This window comes from Brevibacterium limosum, assembly GCF_011617705.1.
GTDB classification, from domain to species: Bacteria; Actinomycetota; Actinomycetes; order Actinomycetales; family Brevibacteriaceae; genus Brevibacterium; species Brevibacterium limosum.
This window is the reverse complement of sequence record NZ_CP050154.1, coordinates 1,129,535-1,151,961: the sequence shown is the minus strand read 5'-3', so window position 1 is coordinate 1,151,961 and position 22,427 is coordinate 1,129,535. Positions and strand designations below refer to the sequence as shown.

20 protein-coding genes are annotated in these 22,427 nt (G+C 67.1%); 8 read left to right on the top strand and 12 right to left on the bottom strand.

Annotated features, from left to right (window positions below; all coding sequences use genetic code 11):
• Positions 1–116 precede the first annotated feature (116 nt).
• The 4 genes from GUY37_RS05150 to GUY37_RS05135 all read left to right on the top strand — a co-directional run bounded on the left by GUY37_RS05150 (position 117) and on the right by GUY37_RS05135 (position 5,074).
• Positions 117–1,112, top strand: coding sequence for a sugar-binding domain-containing protein (locus tag GUY37_RS05150; RefSeq protein ID WP_166823047.1), 996 nt, complete (start codon positions 117–119; stop codon positions 1,110–1,112).
• Positions 1,109–2,707, top strand: coding sequence for a xylulokinase (locus GUY37_RS05145; RefSeq protein ID WP_166823044.1), 1,599 nt, complete (start codon positions 1,109–1,111; stop codon positions 2,705–2,707). Before GUY37_RS05150 ends, GUY37_RS05145 begins: the two co-directional genes overlap by 4 nt.
• Positions 2,708–2,713: 6 nt before the next feature.
• Positions 2,714–3,811 carry an ABC transporter ATP-binding protein gene (locus GUY37_RS05140; protein ID WP_166823041.1) on the top strand — a complete coding sequence of 366 codons (1,098 nt, stop codon included), beginning with the start codon at positions 2,714–2,716 and terminating at the stop codon, positions 3,809–3,811.
• Between the two features lie 135 nt (positions 3,812–3,946).
• Positions 3,947–5,074 carry a glutamate--cysteine ligase gene (locus GUY37_RS05135; protein WP_166823038.1) on the top strand — a complete coding sequence of 376 codons (1,128 nt, stop codon included), beginning with the start codon at positions 3,947–3,949 and terminating at the stop codon, positions 5,072–5,074.
• Positions 5,075–5,323: 249 nt separating this feature from the next.
• Here GUY37_RS05135 and GUY37_RS05130 read toward each other — a convergent pair whose 3' ends face one another.
• Genes GUY37_RS05130 through GUY37_RS05115 form a run of 4 tightly spaced genes read right to left on the bottom strand, consistent with a single transcriptional unit; the run spans position 5,324 to position 8,463 of the window.
• On the bottom strand, positions 5,324–5,878 hold the full coding sequence (locus GUY37_RS05130) for an NUDIX domain-containing protein (RefSeq protein ID WP_228278372.1): 555 nt from the start codon (positions 5,876–5,878) through the stop codon (positions 5,324–5,326).
• On the bottom strand, positions 5,865–6,947 hold the full coding sequence (gene tsaD / locus GUY37_RS05125; protein WP_166823033.1) for a tRNA (adenosine(37)-N6)-threonylcarbamoyltransferase complex transferase subunit TsaD: 1,083 nt from the start codon (positions 6,945–6,947) through the stop codon (positions 5,865–5,867). The genes GUY37_RS05130 and tsaD overlap by 14 nt, the downstream gene beginning before the upstream one ends.
• A complete protein-coding gene (locus GUY37_RS05120) occupies positions 6,944–7,519 on the bottom strand; it encodes an SRPBCC family protein (protein WP_166823030.1) in 576 nt (191 codons plus the stop codon). Before GUY37_RS05120 ends, tsaD begins: the two co-directional genes overlap by 4 nt.
• A complete protein-coding gene (locus tag GUY37_RS05115) occupies positions 7,516–8,463 on the bottom strand; it encodes an aldo/keto reductase (protein ID WP_228278371.1) in 948 nt (315 codons plus the stop codon). The genes GUY37_RS05120 and GUY37_RS05115 overlap by 4 nt, the downstream gene beginning before the upstream one ends.
• Positions 8,464–8,618: 155 nt before the next feature.
• Here GUY37_RS05115 and GUY37_RS05110 point away from each other — a divergent pair, with 155 nt between their 5' ends.
• Positions 8,619–9,257 carry a biliverdin-producing heme oxygenase gene (locus tag GUY37_RS05110; protein WP_166823027.1) on the top strand — a complete coding sequence of 213 codons (639 nt, stop codon included), beginning with the start codon at positions 8,619–8,621 and terminating at the stop codon, positions 9,255–9,257.
• On the opposite strand, the gene GUY37_RS05105 is transcribed toward GUY37_RS05110, so the two are convergent.
• Genes GUY37_RS05105 through GUY37_RS05090 form a run of 4 tightly spaced genes read right to left on the bottom strand, consistent with a single transcriptional unit; the run spans position 9,254 to position 12,403 of the window.
• On the bottom strand, positions 9,254–9,760 hold the full coding sequence (locus GUY37_RS05105; RefSeq protein WP_166823024.1) for a GNAT family N-acetyltransferase: 507 nt from the start codon (positions 9,758–9,760) through the stop codon (positions 9,254–9,256). The genes GUY37_RS05110 and GUY37_RS05105 overlap by 4 nt on opposite strands.
• Positions 9,757–10,572: a tRNA (adenosine(37)-N6)-threonylcarbamoyltransferase complex dimerization subunit type 1 TsaB gene (gene tsaB / locus GUY37_RS05100; protein ID WP_166823021.1), complete on the bottom strand. Its 816-nt coding sequence runs from the start codon at positions 10,570–10,572 to the stop codon at positions 9,757–9,759. Before tsaB ends, GUY37_RS05105 begins: the two co-directional genes overlap by 4 nt.
• Positions 10,569–11,174: a tRNA (adenosine(37)-N6)-threonylcarbamoyltransferase complex ATPase subunit type 1 TsaE gene (tsaE, locus tag GUY37_RS05095; RefSeq protein WP_166823019.1), complete on the bottom strand. Its 606-nt coding sequence runs from the start codon at positions 11,172–11,174 to the stop codon at positions 10,569–10,571. The genes tsaB and tsaE overlap by 4 nt, the downstream gene beginning before the upstream one ends.
• The gene (locus GUY37_RS05090; RefSeq protein ID WP_166823007.1) at positions 11,171–12,403 is read right to left on the bottom strand and encodes an alanine racemase; all 1,233 of its coding nucleotides are present in this window, start codon (positions 12,401–12,403) and stop codon (positions 11,171–11,173) included. Before GUY37_RS05090 ends, tsaE begins: the two co-directional genes overlap by 4 nt.
• 253 nt (positions 12,404–12,656) lie before the next feature.
• Between GUY37_RS05090 and GUY37_RS05085 the strand changes: the two genes are divergently transcribed.
• Entirely contained in the window at positions 12,657–13,334 is a 678-nt protein-coding gene (locus tag GUY37_RS05085; RefSeq protein WP_166823004.1) for a hypothetical protein, read from the top strand.
• Positions 13,335–13,415: 81 nt separating this feature from the next.
• Here GUY37_RS05085 and GUY37_RS05080 read toward each other — a convergent pair whose 3' ends face one another.
• The 4 genes from GUY37_RS05080 to glmS form a co-directional block, all read right to left on the bottom strand.
• The gene (locus GUY37_RS05080) at positions 13,416–14,939 is read right to left on the bottom strand and encodes a bifunctional ADP-dependent NAD(P)H-hydrate dehydratase/NAD(P)H-hydrate epimerase (RefSeq protein WP_166823002.1); all 1,524 of its coding nucleotides are present in this window, start codon (positions 14,937–14,939) and stop codon (positions 13,416–13,418) included.
• 141 nt (positions 14,940–15,080) lie between these two features.
• Positions 15,081–16,340: a M20 metallopeptidase family protein gene (locus GUY37_RS05075; RefSeq protein WP_166822999.1), complete on the bottom strand. Its 1,260-nt coding sequence runs from the start codon at positions 16,338–16,340 to the stop codon at positions 15,081–15,083.
• 58 nt (positions 16,341–16,398) lie between these two features.
• Complete coding sequence (locus tag GUY37_RS05070; RefSeq protein ID WP_152347328.1) at positions 16,399–16,869, bottom strand: holo-ACP synthase; 471 nt, start codon at positions 16,867–16,869, stop codon at positions 16,399–16,401.
• Positions 16,870–16,944: 75 nt separating this feature from the next.
• Positions 16,945–18,819, bottom strand: a complete 1,875-nt coding sequence (gene glmS, locus GUY37_RS05065) for a glutamine--fructose-6-phosphate transaminase (isomerizing) (protein WP_166822996.1) — start codon at positions 18,817–18,819, stop codon at positions 16,945–16,947.
• A 219-nt stretch (positions 18,820–19,038) separates the two neighbouring features.
• Between glmS and coaA the strand changes: the two genes are divergently transcribed.
• Together coaA and GUY37_RS05055 are read left to right on the top strand one after the other, a co-directional pair.
• On the top strand, positions 19,039–20,076 hold the full coding sequence (coaA, locus tag GUY37_RS05060) for a type I pantothenate kinase (protein WP_166822993.1): 1,038 nt from the start codon (positions 19,039–19,041) through the stop codon (positions 20,074–20,076).
• 265 nt (positions 20,077–20,341) lie between these two features.
• The gene (locus GUY37_RS05055; RefSeq protein WP_166822990.1) at positions 20,342–22,204 is read left to right on the top strand and encodes an ABC transporter ATP-binding protein; all 1,863 of its coding nucleotides are present in this window, start codon (positions 20,342–20,344) and stop codon (positions 22,202–22,204) included.
• Positions 22,205–22,427: the final 223 nt, after the last annotated feature.

Genomic DNA, 22,427 nt, shown 5'->3' with positions numbered 1-22,427 from the left:
CGTCCTTGCGGGATTGCTGCCCGCCATCGGGTTCGCTGCGAGAAAATCATATGAGCATCGGTGCTCATATGTGCAATACTGTGTCACGAACCAATCAGATGTGCAACACTTCACATATGAGCGAACACGATGTCGTCGACGCCGACGGGAGGACCATGAGCACAGTGCCCACCGCCCGCCATCGCCGCTTTCTCGCGCGGCTGGCCCGCGACCACTATCTCGAGGGCCGGTCGAAGGTCGAGATCGGCAAGGCGAACGGACTCAGCCGCTTCCAGGTCGCCCGCCTCCTCCAAGAAGCCGTCGACACCGGAGTCGTGACCATCACCATCGAAGCCGACGCCGGCGAAGCCGACGGGCTGGCCGATCAGGTCGCCGAAACTCTGGGACTGGACTCGGTCGTCATCGTCGACATCCCCGACGAGGCCCTGGCCTCCCAGCAGATGGGCCGGGCCGCACTGTCGCTTGTCGGGCGCCACGCTCACGCGGGAATGCGCATCGGCCTGTCCTGGTCGCGCACGCTCGATTCCGCAGCCGCTTTCACTCCGGCCCTGCCCCGGTGCACGATCGTCCAGCTCGCCGGTGCCCTTCGCCTGGAATCGCACCGACCCAGCTCGGAGATCTTCACCCGACTCGGACAGGATCCGGCCGTGAGCATGGTCCGCCTGCCGGCCCCGCTGCTCGTCACCGAGGCCGGGACCGCCGACGACCTGCGCGCCCTGCCCGAGATCTCGGGCACTCTGGCCGCCGCCGATGATCTCGACCTCGCCGTGGTCTCCGTGGCTTCCTGGGCCGAGGGCCTGTCCTCGGTGTGGGAGAAGTGCTCGCCTGCCCAGCGCCAGGCCGGCATCGACGACGGCGCCATCGCCGAGGTGTCCGGCCGTCTCTTCGACGCCGCCGGTGAGGACGTGACCACGATCGACGACCGCGTCATCGCCGTCACCCTCGACCAGCTCCGGAACGCCACGACGACCGTCGGCGTCGCCCGCGGAGCCGAACGCGCCCGGGCCCTCCGCGCGGCCTGTGCCGCCGGGATCCTCGATGTCGCGATCGTCGACCGGGCGCTGGCCGATGAGATCCTCGCCGAGGCGACCGGGCCCGAGGAATCACTATGAGCACGAAGCGCAGATTCGTCGCCGGCGTCGACTCCTCGACCCAGAGCTGCAAGGTCGTCATCGCCGACCCGACCTCCGGTGCCGTCATCCGCACCGGTTCGGCCCCGCACCCTCCCGGCACCGAGGTCGATCCCGAGCATTGGTGGACCGCCCTGCAGACCGCGATCGCAGCTGCCGGCGGACTCGATGACGTCGCGGGCTTGAGCATCAGCGGCCAGCAGCACGGACTCGTCGCCCTCGACGCCGACGGCCGCGTCATCCGTGATGCGCTGCTGTGGAACGATCTGCGCAGCAAGGCTGCGGCCCGGGATCTCATCGCCGAGGTGGGGGTCGAGGACTTCGTCGCCCGCACCGGGATCCTGCCCGTCGCCTCCTTCACCGCCGCGAAGCTGCGGTGGCTGCGCGATGCCGAACCGGACAATGCCGAGAGGGTCAGCGCCGTCGCTCTGCCCCACGATTGGCTGACCTGGCGATTCCTCGGATACGGCCCCGCCGATTCCTCCGCCCGTGGTCCTGTGCTCGACGCCCTGGTCACCGATGCCTCCGACGCCAGCGGCACCGCCTACTTCGACCCGGGCACCTCCCGCTACGATTTCGATCTCTTCCGCACCGCCTTCGGTGTCCCGGCCCGCGAAGCGGCAGGCCTGCCGTGCGCCGCGGACACGGATGGGGACATCGTTGGGGAAGCCGCCTCGGCGATCGTCCTTCCACGCGTCCTCTCCCCCAACGAGGCGGCCGGGCACAGTCCGGACGAAATCGTCGTGGGGCCCGGAGCCGGCGACAATGCGGCGGCGGCCCTGGGACTCGGGGTCACCTCGGGCGATGTCGTCATCTCGATCGGCACCTCGGGCACGGTCTTCGGCACCACCGACCTGCCCGTCGCCGATGCCACCGGCGCGGTCGCCGGATTCGCCTCGGCCGACGGCGGTCGCCTGCCGCTGGTGGCGACCCTCAACGCCGCACGGGTCCTCGTCTCGGCGAGCACGCTGCTGCGCATCAGCCACGACGAGGTCGCCGCCCTGGCCCTGTCCTCGATTCCGGGCGCGAAAGGGATCACCCTCGTGCCCTACTTCGAGGGCGAGCGCACCCCGAATCTGCCCGATGCGACGGCCCGACTCGAGGGGATGACTCTCAGCAACGCCTCGGCGGAGAACGTCGCCCGCGCCTTCGTCGAAGGGATGCTGTGCGGGCTCGCCGACGGCCTCGATGCGGTCCAGGCTCAGGGCATCGTCGCCGAACGGCTGCTGCTCATCGGCGGAGCCGCGCGCAATCCGGCCGTCCGGGAGGTCGCCCGAGACATCTTCACCGTCCCCATCGACGTTCCCGAACAGGCCGAGTACGTCGCCATCGGCGCGGCCCGGCAGGCGGCGTGGACTCTCACCGGCGTAGTGCCGGACTGGCAGGTCGAGCTCGTCGCCACTCTGCATCCGCGGCCGTCTCGGGTGCGAGAGCAGTACGCCTCCTATGCCCACCAGACGCCTGTCGAGGATTCGCCCGCCGACGTTTCCCCCACCCGCGGATCACTGTCCACCGCTCATCACTCACTGCCCGATCACCGTGGATCTTCGGGTGCGACCGCATCCGTGAAAGGTTGAGAACACATGGCCACAGTCACCTTCGACAAAGCACTGCGTCAGTATCCTGAAGCGCTGACGCCCTCCGTCGACGAGATCAGCCTCGACATCGCCGATGGCGAGCTCCTCGTCCTCGTCGGTCCCTCGGGCTGCGGGAAGTCGACGACCCTGCGCATGCTCGCCGGACTCGAACCCGTCGATTCCGGGCACATCCGCATCGGCGACCACGACGTCACGGACCTCTCCCCTAGGGAGCGCGATATTGCGATGGTGTTCCAGAACTATGCGCTCTACCCGCACATGAGCGTGCGGGAGAACATGGCCTTCGCCCTCAAAATCGCCGGCGTTGCGAAGAAGGAGAGGGACGAACGCGTCGAGGAGGCTGCCCGCCTGCTCGATTTGGAGGCGTTCCTCGACCGGAGACCGAAGGCCCTGTCCGGTGGGCAGCGGCAGCGTGTGGCGATGGGCCGAGCGATCGTCCGGTCCCCGCAGGTCTTCCTCATGGACGAGCCGCTGTCGAACCTCGATGCGAAGCTGCGGGTGCAGACTCGCGCGCAGATCGCCTCGCTGACGCGCCGCCTCGGTGTCACCACCGTCTACGTCACCCACGATCAGGTGGAGGCGATGACGATGGGCGACCGGGTCGCGGTCCTCGCCGATGGCCGCCTGCAGCAGGTCGATACGCCGGCGAACCTCTATGACCGACCGTCGAACCTCTTCGTCGCAGGCTTCATGGGCTCGCCTGCCATGAACCTCATCGAGGTTCCGGTCGAGGGGACGGGGCTGCGCCTCGGCGAGGTGGATCTGTCACTGACGGACGGCCAGCGCGAGCAGGTCACGGGTGAGACGGTCACCGTCGGGATCCGACCGGAGGATCTGCAGGTCACCGATGCCCAGGGGCTCGAGGTGACGGTGGATCTCGTCGAGGAGCTCGGTGCCGATGCCTATGTCCACGGCCGGGCGAAGCTGCCCGGCGGGGAGAAGACGGTCGTCGCCCGTGTCGCCGGGCGGTCGACGATCCGCCGCGGGGATACCGTGCGGGTCTCCCCCGAAGCGGCTCGCCTGCATCTGTTCGACACCGATTCGGGGCGCCGCCTCGGGGAGGGTGAACGTCAGGCCGCGTGAGGGATGCGTGCGGTCGGCAGGGGCCGTTCCCGGTACGGAGGTAAGGGCGCTCCGGCTCAGTGTCGGGGCGGATCCCACAGTCCGAATCGCACCGCAGAATCAGGCGAAACGGGTCGGCGCGATTATGATCGATCCATGGTCGATTTCGCACGCTCTCCCCGCTCCACCCTCGGTGTCGAGTGGGAACTGGCTCTGCTGGACTCCCGCAGCCTGGACCTGACACCGGCAGCCGAGAACCTGCTGGCGGATGTGGCCGAGCATGCTCCCGAGTTCGAGAAGCACATCGTCGGTGAGATGCTCACGAACACCATCGAGCTCGTCACCGGTGTGCACAGCCAGGTTGCGACGGTCGCCGAGGATCTGGCCGCTTCGATCGGGGCGCTGCGGACGCTCACCGAGAACCGCGGCGTCGAGCTCATGTCGGCGGGCACGCATCCCTTCGCCCAGTGGCAGTCGCAGGAGGTCCGTGCCAAGGACCGCTATCTCGAACTCGTCGACCGCACCCAGTGGTGGGGTCGGAACATGCTGATCTTCGGCGTCCACGTCCACGTCGGCATCGACTCACGCGACAAGGTGCTGCCGATCGTCAACGCCCTGCTCGCCTACGTCCCGCACCTGCAGGCTCTGTCTGCATCCTCCCCGTTCTGGGGTGGCACTGACACCGGCTACGCCTCGAACCGGGCGATGATGTTCCAGCAGCTGCCCACCGCCGGCCTGCCCTTCCAGTTCGAGGCCTGGGGCGACTACGAGAAGTACGTCGACGACATGCTCACCACCGGGATCATCGACAACATCAACGAGATCCGCTGGGACATCCGGCCGGCTCCGCACTGGGGCACCGTCGAGGTCCGCGTGTGCGACGGGCTGCCGACGCTCGAGGAGATCCTCGCGATCACCGCACTCATCCAGTGCCTCGTCGATGACATGTCCGATCGCCTCGACGCCGGTGAGACGCTGCCGACGATGCCCGACTGGTTCCACAACGAGAACAAATGGCGCGCGGCCCGCTACGGCATGGACGCGATCATCATCGAGAACGCCGCGGCCGACGAGCGCCTCGTCACCGAGTGCCTGGCCGATGAGATCGAACGCCTCTCCCCCGTGGCCGAGCGGTTGGGCTGCGCGCCCGAGCTGCACTCGATCACCTCGATCATCGAACGCGGTGTGCCCTACCAGCGTCTGCAGAAGGTCTTCGGTGCCACCGGTTCGCTGACCGAAGTGACCCGCTCCCTCATCGGCGACCTGCGCAACTCGTACAGCTGAGGGGGTTGCGGGGCGCCGGCCTGCCGCTTCGGTGCCCGCGAGCGTCTCGGCGCGCCTCTTGAGAGCCTCTGAGCGTCCCGGCGCACCCGCGTCGGTGCCAACCGGCCTCCTCCCTCGATTTCTGGGTCGATCCACGGCGTTCTGGGAGCCTGAATCACCGTGGATCGACCAAACAATCCACCGAAGAGACACCTCCCAACGTGGGCACTGCGAACAAGCAGCCGTCAAGCCACCCCGCCGGAAGCCCACTCACAGGTGCGGGCGGAGCAGCTCCAGCAGAGTCGGCAGCGCGGAGGCGACTCCGGGGTGCAGCTCATAGTCGTCGAGCTCGTCCAGCGGCACCCACGACAGTTGGATGCTCTCGGGGTCGCTGATGACAGCGTCGAAGCGGCGCAGGGTCCTCGCGATCACCGTCGTGTACGACCAGGTGTCAAGATCGAGCACATGCGTCTCGAGGATCTCGATGCCCGATCCGTCCTCGTCAGGCACCCCGGCCTCTTCCCACGACTCGCGGACCGCGGCCTCGACCGCCGACTCACCCATATCGCGGGCGCCGCCGGGGAATCCCCAGGTCCCGCCTTCGACCGACCACAGCGCCCGATGCTGCATGAGCACACCGCGCTCGGGATCGACGAGCATGAGCCCCGCGGCCCCGTTGAGCCCCCAATGCTTCTGCCCATCCGCCCCGTACGTCCAACCATCACCTGATCGCCGAGGCGGTCGACCGTCAGGCAGACGCGTTGACTTCGCCGCCCGTGCGTTCCGCTCGGCGGCGCTGTTCGGGTCGTTCTCAGACGAGGACATGATCGACATCCAATGAGGAGACGGCAGCGAATGACAGGTCGCTCGGCCCGATTCCGCGGGAGACCAGCTCCGCACCGAGGGCTGCGACCATGGCTCCATTATCCGTGCACAGGGCCAGGGGCGGCACCCGCAGAGTCACGCCAGCTTCGGCGCAGCGAACAGTCAGCACCTCCCGGAGGTGAGTATTCGCGGCCACTCCCCCGCCGAGGACGACGTGGTTGATCCCGGTGTCGGCGGCGGCGAGCAGAGTCTTGGTCACGAGCACGTCGACGACGGCGTCTTCGAATCCGGCGGCGATATCGGCCACCCGCAGGTCGGCTCCCAGAGTCTCCGCTTTCGTCACCTCACGCAGGGCCGCGGTCTTGAGCCCGGAGAATGAGAAGTTGTACCGGCGCTCCGGATCACGGAGGTCCTGTTTCTTCGCGAGTCCGCGCGGGAACTTCACAGCATTCCGGTCGCCGGGCACACCGGTGCCATCGAGCAGCCCGAGCGCGGCCTTTGAGATGTTCGGTCCGCCCGGGTAGTTCAGTCCCAGCAAGCGCGCGGTCTTGTCGAAGGCCTCACCTGCGGCATCGTCGATCGTGGCGCCGAGGAGCTCGATGTCGTCGACGACATCGCCGATGCGCAGGATCTCCGTGTGACCTCCAGAGACGAGCAGGGCGATGGTCGTCGGCGTGGTCAATCCGTCGATGTCCTCGGCAACGAGGTCGACGGCCACATGCGCAGCCAGATGATTGACGCCGTAGAGCGGTCTGTTCAGAGCCGCCGCAAGCCCTTTGGCCGCACCGACCCCGACCATGAGCGCACCGGAGAGACCCGGCCCGGCGGTCACGGCGACGGCGTCGATATCGGCAAGCTCCACCTCGGCGGTCTCACACGCCGAGGCGATGGCCGGACCGATCGCCTGCACATGGGCGCGGGAGGCGACTTCGGGCACGACTCCGCCGAAGCGGACGTGCTCGTCCATCGACGAGGACACGGTATTCGTCAGCAGTGTGCGACCACGGACGATGCCGACCCCGGTTTCGTCGCACGAGGATTCGATGCCGAGAACGAGTGGTTCGCTCATGATCCGGCCTCGTCAGCGTCGGCCGAATCCGTGCTGTCCCCGGAATCCGCAACGTCGAGCGAGAGATCGGAGTAGGCGGCGTTGAGTTCGGGTTCGGTCGCCTCGTCGATTTCGAGGCCGAGGGCCCGCGCGAACAGACGCAGGTGGGTGTCCCACATGGGGCCGAATTCGGCTGCCTGGGCTCGAGCAGATTCGACGTCGGCGGCGCTGTGGGTGAACACCAGCAGGGTCTCCTCACCCGAATCTCCTTCGACCGGCAGGAGCCGGATGCCCAGAACTCCGAAGGCTTCGAGTTCGAGCAGTACGTGGTCGTACTCTTCGCAGCTGAGGACAGTGCCGTCCAAGTCGGCGTCCTCGAGCTCGAAGGTGAGCGGCCGGGAAGCGGGCACATCGACATCGTCCCCCGCATCTGCCGATTCCTCGCCGAGGCGGAACGGCGCGAACCATGTCCGTGCGGTCTCGCTGTCGGTCAGGGCGTCCCAGACGCTTTCGACGTCGCGGGCCACCGGCAGCTCGATGACGAGGTCGGTTCCGTTCTCCCAGGTGACCAGGCGTGGGCCGGTCTCACTCATGCTTCCACCCAGGCTCCGTCGAGGGCGTCCTTCTCGTCGGTGCTCAGCTGCATCTCGGTTCCGGCGAGCAGCTCGGTGAGCTGTTCGGGCACACGCGCCGAGGCGATCGTCGAGGGGATGAAATCGTGAGTGAGCTGCCAGGCGATGGCCGTGGCTGTCATCGACGCACCGTGGTCGGCGGCGACGTCGTGGAGGACTTCGAGGGCACCGAGCGCCTTCTGGTCGTCGACGAAATCGGCCACACGTTCACCGCGGACGCTGCCGGTGGCGTCGCCGCCGGTGTGCTTGCCGGTGAGGAATCCGGAGGCCAGTGAGTGGAAGGGCAGTTCGGCCATGCCCTCAGTTCGCAGGTACGCCTGCTTCTGCGGGTCGACCGCGGCACGAGAGACGAGATTGAACCGGTCTTGGACGACCCGGTAGCAGGCCAGCGAGAGCTTCGTCGAGATCTTCCGTGCCTTCTGCAGTCGTTCGAGACTGAAGTTCGATGCCCCGAGGTAGCTGACTTTGCCGGAGCGGACGAGAGCGTCGAAGGTCTCGGCGACGGCGACCTGGTCGACGTCGTCATCGTCTTTGTGGGCGTAGTAGACGTCGATGCGGTCGGTGCCGAGTCGGCGCAGGGAGTCATCGACGCAGTTGCGGATGTTCGCCGGGTCGAGGCCCTGACCCTTCGGGTGCATGCCGACCTTGGTGGCGATGACCATCTCGTCGCGATTGCCGCGAGCCTTCATCCATTCGCCGATGATGGTCTCGGATTCTCCGCCCGAGTTTCCCTCGACCCACGCCGAGTACGCATCGGCGGTGTCGATGAAGTTTCCGCCGGCCTCGGCATAGGCATCGAGGACAGCGAAGCTCTGATCCCGATCCGCGCCCCAACCGAAGGGGTTGCCGCCCAATTGGAGAGGATGGACGAAGAGATCGGTATCTGCCAATTGCATATGTGTCATGCGCTCCAGCCTACCCGTTTGACCTCGGCGACTTCGGGACCGGATCACCTCCCGGAACTCAGGTTAGGCTAAGCTATAGACACGCAATGATGCCGATCACACCACCTCGGCGGCGAGCCGACATTCGGTTGGCCGCACTCCCCCAAGGATTTATCATGTCTGAACCGTTCTCCGCTCGCCTCAAGGCCAGCACCGCCACCATCCACGACGAGGTCGAGCACACCACCTTCATGGTCGATCTCATGGAAGGACGGCTCGACTCGCGAGCCTACGCTCTCCTGCTCAAGCAGTACGAGGTCATCTATGCCGTCCTCGAGTCCAAGTCGCGGGAGTTCGCCGACGATCCGGTCTTCGCGCCCTTCCACGATGTGAACCTCTTCCGCTCCGAGCGCATCGAGGCCGACCTCGCCGCTCTCGACGGCGCGGAGCTGCCCGTGATGTCCGGCGCTGCCGCCTATGCCGCGCACCTTGCCGGGCTCGAGCGGGCCGAACAGGTCATCGCCCACCATTACACGCGCTACCTCGGGGATCTCTCCGGCGGCCAGGCGATCGGCACCCTCATGGGTCGGCACTACAGCCTGCCCGCGACCTCACTGACGATGTGGGACTTCTCGGCGCTCGGCAAGACGAAGCCGTACAAGGACGCCTACCGCAGACTCCTCGATCAGGTGGCGTCGACCGGCGGCGACGAGCAGGTCGTCATTGCCGAGACCATGGAGGCCTTCCGTCTCAACGGCGACCTCCTCGTCGATCTCACCGACGCCACCGAGCGTCGAGCGGTTCCGGTCGCCTAGTCACCGATCCGCAGCCGCATGAGGATTCCGTCGGCGCCCGGATAGTAGTCCGGGCGCCGTCCCCACTCTGAGAATCCGAAGGATGCGTACATCGCCAGCGCCGTGGCATTGCGTTCGTCGACTTCGAGGTGGACGACCTCAGCGCCGCGGTTCTTCGCCCAGTCGATCCCGGCTTGCAGGAGGACCCAGCCGATGCCCTGACCGCGTGCCGCCTCGGTGGTCGCGATCGTCATGACATCGGCTTCCGCCCCGGCACTGGACATGACGATCCACCCGGCCAGCTCCCCCGCCGAGGCGGTTGCGTCCCTGTCTGCAGCTGCGCAGTCCGCGTCCGCATCGTCCGCCGAGGCGAACCTGGCGGCGAGCATCATCGTGCCGTTCTGTGCCTTGACCGACCAGTAGTAGGCGAGCGTCCACGCGGTGGGTCCGAAGATCGCCGCATCGTGTTCGGCCACTTCGGCGAGGTCCCACCAGGGAAGCTCGACGATGGTCGTGGAGGTCATCTCAGCGAGCTCTCACGCACCGGCGTCGCCTTCGCGTCGGGTTCGCGCAGGTATTCGGGAATCGGTTCGTTCAGTTCTCGACCGGCGGCGAGTTCACGTGCCGCTGCGAGGGCGAGATATTCGGCACGGGGGTCGGTGATGGACTCGGCGCTCGGGGCTCCGAGTGTGTCGGGATAGAGGACGAATCCTCGGCCGAGCTTCTCGCTGATCGGAGCCGTTGCCGAAGTCGACGGATCGGCTGATGCGGCCTCATTCCGTCCCTGCTCAGTTCCGGACGGGTCGAGCCGAAAGCCGTTGTCGGCGAGGGCTGAGGCGACCTCGGTCGGTTTCGCCACGAAGGGTCCGGCACTCAGTGAAGCATCGGCTGAGTCATAGACGCTGAAATAGACCTCCTTGCGGCGGGCGTCCGAGGCGATGAGTACGAGGCGGCCGGTTTCGTCCGCGGCGGTCGAGACGTCTGCCGACGCGTTCACCGTGTCGGTTGCCGGCGGGTCTCCCGCCGAGGTGCGCACGAATTCTTCGGCGATCGCGGTCTGGGACAGCAGGCCCTTGACCGGGATTCCGCGGGCCTGGCCGACGGCGATGCCGGCGGCGATGCCCACTCGCAGTCCCGTGAAGGGACCGGGCCCGATGCCGACGACGACGAGTTCGGGCTGGACTTCTGCGGCGAGCACGTCCGCGAGCGCGGGACCGATGAATTCGACGTGTCGACGCTGGTCATCGGCCTGCTCAGCGGCGATGACCGAACCGGTGTCCGTGTCGACGAGGGCCACGGATGCCGACTGAGAGGTGTCGATGCCCAGAATGATCATGTTTCGTCTCCCTCATTCGCCGAACCCTCAGCGGGAAGGTCCGCGGAGGCCGGGTTTTCGACTCTCACGTTCGCCAGTGCCGAGATATCAGCTTGAACTCGCGGCATGCGCGCGGCCCAGGCATCCCCGTGACCGGTGAGGTCGACGGTGCGCCGTTCGTCCTCCGACTCGTCTGCGTCTTCGGCCCCGATGAGTTCCTCGTCGTCGGTGTCCTCGTCCCACACCGGAGCGATGGTGATGTCGAGATGGTCGCTGCTGAGCTGCTCGGCCATGCCGGCGCCCCATTCGACGACGGTGATCGACTCGTCGAGCTCGGAGTCGAGGTCGAGGTCTTCGAGCTCCTCCCCGTCGGCCAACCGGTACGCGTCGACGTGGACGAGCGCGGGGCCGCCTCTGCGCGACGGGTGAACGCGTGCGATGATGAACGTCGGCGAGGTGATCCGGCCGGCCACGTCGAGGGCCTTCCCCAGCGATTGGGTGAACGTCGTCTTCCCCGCACCGAGGTTGCCCGTGAGGATGAGCAGGTCACCGGCTCGCAGATGATCGGCCAACGCGGCAGCGAACGTGCGCATCTGCTCGAGTGATTCGAGATGGAACCTCATCGCCCGTCTCCTTTCCGTACTGTGCGGTCGACGCGGGCGCTGAGCTGGGTGACGATCTCGTAGTTGATCGTGTTCGCCCAGGTCCCCCACTCGGCCGCGCTCGGCCCACCGGGCCCGAAGATGACGACCTCGTCGCCGATGGCCACCTCGTCGTTGCCCGCACCGATGTCGATGATCATCTGATCCATGGCGATACGCCCGACGACGGGGTAGCGACGACCGCGGATGGCCACCTCGGCGCGGTTCGAAGCCGCCCGCGGCAGTCCGTCCCCGTATCCCCCGGGCACGAGCGCGAACCGAGTGTCGGTCGCAGCGGTGAACGTCAGCCCATATGAGGCGCCGTGACCTGCGGGAATATCCTTGAGGTTGATGACGGTGGAGACCAGCCGCATGACCGGTCGCAGCCCGAGGACCGTCGGGTCCCCGTCCTCGAGCGGGGACAGCCCGTAGAGGGCGAGCCCCACCCTCGCCGAAGTGCCCGGGCACGGTCCCAGGGTGAGCGCGCCCGGCGAGTTCGCGATGTGGACGTCCAGATCATCCGATTCGCCGAGGCGGCCGTCAGCGGCGTCGAGCACTGCCCGAAGCTGTCCGTGGGCGGAGGAGAAGACCGCGCTCTGCGCTGCGGTCTCGGGGCGTTCGGGTTCATCGGCGACCGCATAGTGGCTCATGATCCCGACGATGCGGATATCGGCAGTGGCACCGGGGTCGTCGGTGAGGTCGGCGTCGTCGGTGTCAGCGCTGCGGCTGTCTTCGGCGTGGCGGCGCAGCCAGTCGTAGGCGCGGACGAGCGCTTCCGGGGACAGTCCGTTGCGGCCGAGCCCGGTGTCGACCTTCAGATGGGCTCGGGCTGTGATGCCGGTGCGGCGAGCCGCTTCGAACAGTCGGTCGAGGGATTCGACCGTCGAAATGCCCAGTTGGATGTCAGCGCGCACCGCCTCGTCGAGGTCGGTCGTCGGTCCGTAGAGCCACGCGATGATCTCGGCTTCGGGGCCGAGCAGGCTGCGCAGGTGCAGCGCTTCGGGGATCGTGGCCACGCAGAACTCGCGCCATCCGGCCGCGAAGAGGGCGGGAGCGACGAGGTCGACGCCGTGGCCGTAGGCATTGGCCTTGACGACGCATTTGAGGCGGGCGGGTGCGAGGCGATCGGCAAGGACTGCGGCATTGTCCCGCAGGGCCGCCTCATCGATCTCGGCCCGTACGAGAGCCTCGGGGATGTCGAAAGATGTCACTGGATAAGACTACCGCCGACCCATGCCCGCAAGCAGTATCGGTCCCTTCCGCCGGAGCCGGAAGGGGCCGACTCCACAGAGGCGGCGCCCCGGCCGAATCTTCATCGTGAGAATGCTCAGTCCCAGACCAGCACCTTCGTTACGCTGTTCCTCCGCGGCCGTCGGCGCTTCTTCTGCCGGCGCCGCAGGTGCAGCCGACGATGCGTTCGGCGAAGAAGAGTCCGCAGAACCATTCGATGAAGAAGGAGACATCATGCACACCACATCAGCCCGCACCACCGCGATAGTGATCGCGGCCGTCCTGTTCGCGGCGGTCCTCACAGTGACCGGACAGACTGGCCCCGCCGAGGCGGCCGCGAAGTACTGCACCGGCGTCGAGGCGAAGACGTCAGTCACGGCGGCGAAGGCCATCGAGGTCAAGCAGCGGTCGACGATCACCGCCGATATCTACCTGTGCAAGAAGTCCGGCGACCGGTACGTCCGCGACAGCGGCCCATATAAGGCCCGGCTCGGATACAACGGCACGACGTCGAGCAAGCGCGAAGGCGACGGAAAGACCCCGAAGGGCGTGTTCTGGATGCGCGACGGATTCGGCACCTCGGCCGATCCGGGCCTGAAGAAGGACTGGACAAAGGTCACCCGCGACCATGTCTGGGTCGACGGTGACGCGACGAAAGCCGAGGGCTACAACACGATGCAGCTGAAGTCGGAGGGATACGAAGGCGAATCGCTCTACCAACCGAAACCGTATAAGTATGCCCAGGTCATCGGCTACAACGAGGCGCGCACTCCGGGTAAGGGTTCGGCGATCTTCCTGCACGCGAACACGGAGTCGATGAAGACGGCCGGCTGCGTGTCGATGTACGAATCCAGCCTCGTCAAAGCGATGAAGTGGGAGGGATCGACGCCGACGCAGATCCTCATCCACTGAGTCCGATGGCGTCGCGGTAGGCGTCCTCCGGCTCCGCGTCCGCATCGGCAGGCAGCCGCCTCGGCGCCGGTGGGCTGCGGCTCAGCTCGCTCCGTGGATGAGTTCCTCGACCACCTCGGTGAGGGCATCGGCGAACCCGGAGGCGGTGACGGCCCGCCCTCCGGCAGCGTTGTGCACGAGCACGCCGAGACCGGCCAGCCGAGCCCATTCGCGGCTCGGAACGGGCTGGTCATCGCCGTCGTAACGGTGCCGCGCCGATGCGATCGCGGCCAGCGTGCCGAGGATCCCGGCCAGCACGTCGCCGGACCCGGCAGTGGCGAGGCTCGCCGGACCCGGCTCGGGCAGGACAACCAGACCGTCGGGAGCGGCGATGACGGTGTGGTGGCCCTTGAGGAGCACGATCGTCCCGGTCAGATCCGCGGCCTGCCGGGCCCACCCGGCCGGGTCCTGTCCGATGCGACCGGCCGTGATGATCTCGCCGAGCAGTCGGCTGAGCAGGCGGGCCAGCTCACCGGCGTGCGGAGTGATGATGATCGGCCGCTCGGCCATCCAGGTGCCGACCATCGCCTCGGCACGCCCGACCATCTCGAGTCCGCCGGCGTCGATGATCACTGGAATGTGTGAGTCGCTGAGGGCGTCGGTGGCGCTCTGGACGAATTCGGGCTCGGGGTCGCCGGGCCCGAAGACGAACGCATTGACCCGGCCGGAGGCGCTGACCACCTCGGGGTGGACACCGATGACGTACTCGGCGACGAGCGGAGAGCCGAGATAGCGGACCATCCCCGCCCCGGTGCTCACCGCCGAGGTGGTCGTGAGCACGCCCGCACCCGGATAGTCCTCGGAGCCGGCGAGGACCCCGACGACGCCGCGGGAGTATTTGTGGCCGCCCGCCTGCGGGCGGGGGAAGTCCCTGCTGAGGTCGTCTGCGTCGAGGAGTTCAGCCACGGCCTGCTCGGTGTCGAGTCCCAAGCCGATGTCGATGACGTCGATGCTGCCGGTGAACTCGTGCACGCGCGGGTCGACGAGTTCTTCTTTCAAGCCGCCGAAGGTCACGGTGCGGTCGGCGTGCAGGCGGGCCTCGGCGCCGTCGCTATCCGGGCTGAGGTCGGAGGGCACATCGACGGCGATGAGGCTCCCGGTGCGGTGCGGGGCCCAATCGGCGACGAGGTCGGCGATGTGCTCGGGCAGTCCGCGCCTGCCGCCGGTGCCCAGAATGCCGTCGAGGACCAGGTCGGCGCGGGAGAGTTCCCGAAAGGCGTCGGTGGCGTCAGCCTCGGCCGTCGTGAACGCGATGACCTGTGCTCCGGCACGGCGCGCGGCGGTCAGCCCCTCGTCGTGAGTGCGGTCGAAGAGGGTGATGACGGTGACCGCGGCACCGCGCCTGCCCAGTGTCGAGGCGGCGAAGAGCGCATCCCCGGCGTTGTTTCCCGGACCGGCCAGCACGCACACCCTGGCTCCGGTGACCCGCCCGAAGCGGGCGGTGAGGGTGTCGATGCTGATGTTCGCCAGCGCCCGGGCAGCACGGGCCATGAGCGGGACACCGGCCTCGAGCAGAGGCACCTCGGCTTCCCGGATGATCTCGCTCGGGTAGGCGAACACACTCATCGGCTGCTCCTGCACATCGTCACGGTTCGGTTCTTACTTGCACCGTATGCCTTCTCGCTCTTCGAGGCCAGAGTCGGTCGGGGCAGAGCCTTTCAGAACAGCGCATGTCTGCCCGGGTGCTCTTTGCCGGCGCCGTCCGGATCAGTCCTCGACCAGCTTCGCGAGCCTGCGCCCGGCGAGGTGCGCGAGGAACAGAGCCTGGTCGGCCAGGCCGTCATCGCTGTGGCGTGCGCGCGGGGAATGGTTGGCTTCGCGTTCGTCGACCGGCAGGTTCGGCAGGGCGACTCCGAAATGTCCGTACGCACCCGGCACGGCGTCGAGGACGCGGGAGAAGTCTTCGGAGCCGGGCAGCGGATTCGCCTTGCGCACCATCCGCTCCTCACCGAAGAGGTCGGTGAAGGTGGAGAGGAAGAACTCCGCCTCGGCGTCGTCGTTGATCGTCGGGGGAAGGATCTGTTCGTACTCGACCTCGGCGGACAGACCGTGGGCGGCGACGAGGTCACGGACGAGCTGAGGAAGCTCCACCTCGGCGCGGGACGTCACGGATTCGGAGAAGGTGCGCACACTGACGACCAACGTCGCGAAGTCGGGGACGACGTTGGGCGCGGTGCCGCCGTTGAACTGGCCGACGGTGACCACGAGCGGGTCGAAGATGTCGAAACGGCGGGTGATGTACTCCTGCAGCTGGCCGACGAGCATGGCGCCGACCTGGATGGGGTCCTTGCCGGTGGCCGGGCGGGAGGCGTGCGTGCCCTTGCCGCCCACGGTGATCGTCATCTTCGAGAACGCCGCCATGTACGGGCCCGGTCGAGAGCTGACGACACCGAGGTCGGCGTCGGCGGAGACATGGATGCCGAACGCGGCTCTGACGCGGGGGCCGGCAGCATCGAGGACGCCTTCGTCGATCATCTTCCCGGCCCCGTCATAGCCTTCTTCGCCGGGCTGGAACATGAACACGACGTCGCCGGGCAGGGTCTCGCGGTCGCGGTGGAGGAGTTTGAGCGCGCCGACGAGGCCGGCCGTGTGCAGGTCGTGGCCGCAGGCGTGCATCCTCCCCGAGGTGGCCGCGAAGTCGAATCCGGTCGCCTCGGTGACGGGCAGTCCGTCCATGTCCCCGCGCAGGAGGACGGCCGGAACGACCCCGGAAGAGTCGGTCTTTCGCGCGCCGCCGCGAAGCACCACGACGATCGAGGACAGCCGCTCTCCCGCGGTGACCTCGATGTTGAGGCCTTCGATGGCCTCGAGGACGAGCTTCTGCGTCACCGGCAGGTCAAGTCCGACCTCGACGTTCTCGTGCAGGGCCCGACGCAGGGTGACCAGGCCGGCAGCGATGTCGTTCGCGTCATCGGCGGTGGGCAGGTGGACGGGACGTGGCTCGGCTGTGTCAGGAAGAGTGCTCATGCCCTGAGTCTATGCCGGGTTCCCGAACCCGGCGGACGGTCGTCCGACGCTCGGGCGTTCAGTGATCAGGCCTGTCACCGAGGCGCGATCCCTTCCCGTACATCGAGTGCGTGAAGTGCTCAGCGGCTCCCTCGATGCCGGGGCTCAGCGAGGGGCCCTCCCCCTCGGCGATGACGAAGGTCATCGTCAGGTGCGCATCGTGGGTGATCGACAGGTGGATGTTCGTCCCGCCGATGGCGCGGAAGTGGTCGAGCACGAGCCCGCGCAGGCGGAAACTCGGCGCACCGGATAGGGCGGGGACCACCTCGGCGGACTGCCAGGGCAGCCACCCGGGGAAGCCGATGGCCTTCTTCAGCGCCTCCTTCGCGGAGAACCGCGCCGCCAAGGAGGCATCCGTCCTGCGCTTGCCGTTGCGTTTGAGCTGCTCACCGGGGGTGAGCAGACGGTCGAGGAGTTCGGGCACCCGTTCGATGTGCTCGGCGAAGCGCGGCACATCGGCGATGTCAGTGCCGATCCCCAGAATCGCCATAACCGGACCTCCTCAGAAAACTCCGACCGACTCAGGTGCCGGACCGGACATCGTCGGATCCGGCACCGAAGCGGATCATTCGACCGTGACCGACTTCGCGAGGTTGCGCGGCTGGTCGACGTCGAGGCCCTTGGCCGTGGCCAGCTCCATCGCGAAGATCTGCAGCGGAACGGTTGTCAGCAGCGGCGCCATGAGCGTCGTCGTCTCGGGCACGAAGATGACCTCGGAGGCGAACTGATCGACCTCTTCGTCGCCTTCCTCGGCGATGACGACGGTGTTCGCACCGCGTGCGCGCACCTCCTGGATGTTCGAGATGACCTTCGCATGCAGCGAGTCCCGACCGCGCTTCGACGGGACGACGATGATGACGAGCTGACCGTCGTCGATGAGCGCGATCGGCCCGTGCTTGAGCTCACCGGCGGCGAAGCCCTCGGCGTGGATGTACGCGAGCTCCTTGAGCTTGAGCGCACCTTCCATCGCCACCGGGTAGCCGACGTGACGGCCGAGGAACAGCACCGAACCGACTTCCTGATTGCGGTCGGCCAGGGCGAGGACCTGCGACTTCGTCTCATCGAGGATGTGCTGGATCTTCTCCGGGATGGTCTGCAGTTCGGCGAGGATCGACCCGATCTCATCGCGGAACTTGTTGCCCCGCAGCTGGGCGAGGTAGAGGCCGAGCAGGTAGCAGGCGACGACCTGCGACAGGAATGCCTTCGTCGACGCCACGGCGATCTCCGGGCCGGCGTGGGTGTAGAGCGCGGCATCGGATTCCCGTGGGATCGTCGATCCGAAGGTGTTGCAGATCGCGATGACCTTCGCACCCTGCTGACGTGCGTGGCGCACGGCCATGATCGTGTCCATGGTCTCCCCGGACTGCGAGATCGCCACGACCAGCGTCTTCTCGGTCACCACCGGATCCCGGTAGCGGAATTCGTGGGCGAGTTCCACCTCGGTGGGGATCCGGCACCAATGCTCGATCGCGTACTTCGCGACCTGCCCGGCGTAGGCGGCGGTGCCGCAGGCGATGACGACGATCTTGTCCACGGACTTCAGCACCGACTCGTCGATGTGCATCTCGTCCAGTGTCAGGCGGCCGTCGGTGTCGAGGCGACCGAGCAGAGTATCGGCCACGGCCTGCGGCTGATCATGGATCTCCTTGTCCATGAACGACGCGAAGCCGCCCTTCTCCGCCGAGGCGGTGTCCCAATCGACCTCGAACTGCTCACCCTCGACGAGGTTGCCCTGCGTATCCGTGATCGTGACCGTCTCCGGGGTGATCGTCACGACCTCGTCCTGGCCGATCTCCACGGCCGTGCGGGTGTAGTCGATGAACGCGGCGACGTCGGAGCCGAGGAAGTTCTCGCCTTCGCCGAGTCCGATGACCAGCGGCGAGTTCCGGCGTGCGGCGACGACCTGACCGGGAGCGTCGGCGTGGACGGCGAGCAGGGTGAACGCACCTTCGAGTTCGCCGGCGGTCTTGCGCATCGCGGCGGTGAGGTCGCCGGTCGCCTTGTAGTTCTTCGCCAGCTGGGCGGCGGCCACCTCGGTGTCGGTTTCGGAGAGGAACTCGACGCCGTCGGCGACGAGGTCCTTCTTCAGGTGGGCGAAGTTCTCGATGATCCCGTTGTGGATGAGTGCGAGCTTTCCGCCGTCGGCCAGGTGCGGGTGGGCGTTGACGTCGGTGGGTCCGCCGTGGGTGGCCCAGCGGGTGTGGCCGATTCCGGTCTGTGCCGCCGGCAGCGGGTTGGCCTCGATCTCCTCGGTCAGGGCGGAGAACTTCCCGGCCTTCTTCGCCGAGGCGAGCTGACCGTCGGGGGTCACGAGCGCGACTCCTGCCGAGTCGTAGCCGCGGTACTCGAGCCTCTTCAGGCCGCCGAGCACGACATCGAGCGCCGAATGATCGGCATTGTCAACGGGGGCCTTGGATACATAGCCAACGATTCCACACATGAGGGAGATTTTACGCACTCGTGGGCGTTCTCGTGTATTCCGGCGAGTCACGATCGGGTCAACGTGACGAACTGCACGCGCGCGGGCGCGATGGGACGGGGCGGGACGGGGCCGCCTCGGCTGGGGTGGTTGCGGGTCGGCGGGGCCGCCTCGGCGAGGGGTGAGTGCGATCGCCGACCTGGCGCGGGTCGCGAACATGACGCATGACACAATGGGGGAATGAGCCATGTCGACCCTCAGCTGGACCGTGCGCGCAGACTCGCCGGACTCAACACCGCCCGGCGCAGCGAGCCGGACACGACGTCCCCGTTCTGGGAATTCGACCGGGACGTGTGGGGCACGCTCGCCCAGGCCACTCCCCTGCCGCTGAAGCAGCGCGATATCGAACGACTGCGCGGACTCGGCGATCGGATCAACCTCGACGAGGTCGCGCAGGTCTATCTGCCCCTGTCACGGCTGCTCAATCTCTACGTCTCCGCACGTCGGGCGAAACACGACCTGACCAGGGAATTCTTCTCTCCCCTGCACGAACGCGGATTGGAACCGCAGGACGCCAAGCGCACACCTTTCGTCATCGGAGTCGCCGGATCGGTGGCCGTGGGCAAGTCGACGACCGCACGTGTGCTCCGGGAGCTGCTCGCCCGCTGGCCCGACACTCCGCGCGTCGAGCTCATCACCACCGACGGATTCCTCTACCCCAACGCCGAACTCGACCGCCGGCGCCTGAACGGGCGGAAGGGGTTCCCCGAATCCTATGACCGGCGGAAACTGCTCAAGTTCATCTCCGCCGTGAAATCCGGGGCTCCCGAGGTCCGCGCGCCCGTGTACTCGCACCACACCTATGACATCGTCCCCGGCGCCGAGGTGGTCGTGCGCTCCCCCGATGTCCTCATCGTCGAGGGCCTCAACGTCCTCCAACCCGCCCGTCCCCGTCAGGACGGGACCGTGGGCTTGGCCATCAGCGACTACTTCGACTTCTCCGTCTACGTCGATGCGCGCTCCCGCGATATCCGGCAGTGGTACATCTCGCGCTTCCTCAAGCTCAAGCACGGTGCGTTCCAGGACGAGGACTCCTACTTCCACCGCTACTCGCAGCTCGATGATGAGGAGGCCATCACCCTGGCCACGGAGATCTGGGACTCCATCAACTTCCCGAACCTGCGCGAGAACGTCCAGCCCAGCCGCGGCCGAGCCGACCTCGTGCTCCACAAATCCTCCGATCACACCATCCGGAAGGTGCAGCTGCGCAAGCTGTGACCGGAAGGTGCAGCTGCGGAAGCTGGTCGCCGGGGATCGGTGGGCCCGGCCGCGAGTACGCGGCAGTGCGGCGCGTGCTGTGATGGGGCTCGCCTGCGGGTGAGGAAATAGTTTCGCCCTGACATCAGTTGCACTGTGTGCACTGTTCTACTCTCCGTCGCCGGGCCACCCGCCCGCGGCGGCGACCGGACGCGGGCGATCCCCGCACCGGCACGGACGATGTCCGTGCATGCTCGGTCGCTTCGGCAGCAGAAAGGGACCCGCCATGAGTATGCCTTCCGCGCACCGCGTCATGTACTCCTCCGTCAAAAACCAGAAGACTCCGCAGACGACCATCCAGCCGGGCATCTACAAGAGGATCGCCGGCTACGCGGCCAGGCACAAGCGCAAGCTCATCATCTTCCTCGTCCTCTCCGTCCTGACCGCTGTCATCGGCGTGCTCAACCCGGTGCTCGCCGGCGACGTCGTCAATGCGATCACCGGCGGCGGGCCCGTCTCCACTGTGGTGTGGCTGGCCGTGGCGATCGGCGGATTGGCCATCGCCGATGCCGCCATCTCGATCACGAACCGATACCTGTCGTCCCGGATCGGCGAAGGGCTCATCTTCGATCTGCGCACGGCCGTCTACGACCACGTCCAGTCGATGCCGATCGCGTTCTTCAACCGCACCCGTACCGGTGCCCTGGTCTCTCGGCTGAACACGGATGTCATCGGTGCTCAGCGGGCGTTTTCGAACACCCTGTCGGGGATCGTGTCGAACTTCGTCTCCCTGGTTCTGACCGTCGGCGTCATGGTCACGATCTCCTGGCAGGTGACCGTGATGTCGATCCTCCTGCTGCCGCTGTTCATCATCCCGACTCGCATGCTCAGCGGAAAGCTCGCGTCACTGCAGTTCGAGGCCGCGAACAACTCAGCCGACATGTCGACGAGGATGACGGAGCGGTTCTCCGCGGCCGGTGCCACGTTGATCAAGCTCTTCGGCAGTCCCCGCAAGGAGAACGAAGAGTTCGCCGACCGTGCCGGTCAGGTCCGCGACATCGGGGTCAAGGTCGCAATGCTGCAGTCGACGTTCGTATCCTCGCTGACTTTGGTCTCTGCCCTGGCGCTCGCGCTGGTCTACGGCGTCGGCGGAGCGCAGGCAGTCGTCGGCAACCTCAACGCCGGACAGGTCGTGACCCTGGCACTGCTGCTGACCAGGCTCTACACTCCGCTGACGATGCTCGCCAATGCACGCCTGGACATCCAGAGCGCAGTCGTGTCCTTCCAGCGTGTATTCGAGATCCTCGACCTCGTGCCGTACTTCAAGGAACCCTCGCAGCCGAAGGCTCTGCCCGCCGGTGGGCTTGATGTGCAGTTCGATCACGTCGACTTCGCCTATCCCAGCGCTTCTCAGGTCAGCCTGGCCAGTCTCGAGGACGTCTCCGTGCTCGATACCCGCGGCGGCGATGAGGTCCTCCACGACTTGAGCTTCACCATTCCCGCCGGGCACACCGTCGCCCTCGTCGGTTCCTCCGGGGCGGGCAAGTCGACGATCGCCTCACTTCTGCCGCGCCTCTACGACGTCACGGACGGTGAGATCGCCATCGGCGGCGTCGATGTCCGGGATCTGTCATTTGCCGACCTGCGCGAAGCCGTCGGCGTCGTCACGCAGGACGGTCATGTCTTCCACGAATCGATCCGCGCGAATCTCCAGCTCGTCAACCCCGCTGCCACCGAGGAGCAGATGTGGGACGCACTTTCCCGCGCACAGCTGCGAGGAGTCATCGACGCACTTCCCGACGGACTGGACACGGTCGTCGGCGAGCGCGGGTACAGGCTCTCCGGAGGTGAGCGGCAGCGGCTGACGATCGCGCGGATGCTGCTGGCCTCCCCAGAGATCGTCGTGCTCGATGAGGCCACCTCGGCGTTGGATTCGACGAATGAGGCCGCGATCCAGCAGGCCCTGGCCCAGGCGATGCACGGTCGTACAGCTCTGGTCATCGCGCACCGGCTGTCGACCATCCGGCAGGCCGATACGATCCTCGTCGTCGAGGCCGGGCGCATCGTCGAGTCGGGCACTCACGAGGAGCTGGTCGGTCGCGGCGGCCGCTACGCCGAGCTCTACGCCACACAGTTCGCCTCGAGCTGATCGGACGCTTCGACCTGACGGGAACGCTTCGCGGCCGCGCCGGCTGTGGACCGGCCTCCGACGAACGTCGTGCGTGCAACCGGGGGCCCGATGCCCTCCGTCGGGCTTACTTCCGTCCCGTTTCCTCTCGGGTCACGCGAATCTCGAAAGAGTCGCCGCCAGTGACGTCTTTTTCGAGATTCGCGTGACCTGAGAGGCGTCAGCTGCGACGGACCGATCAGGA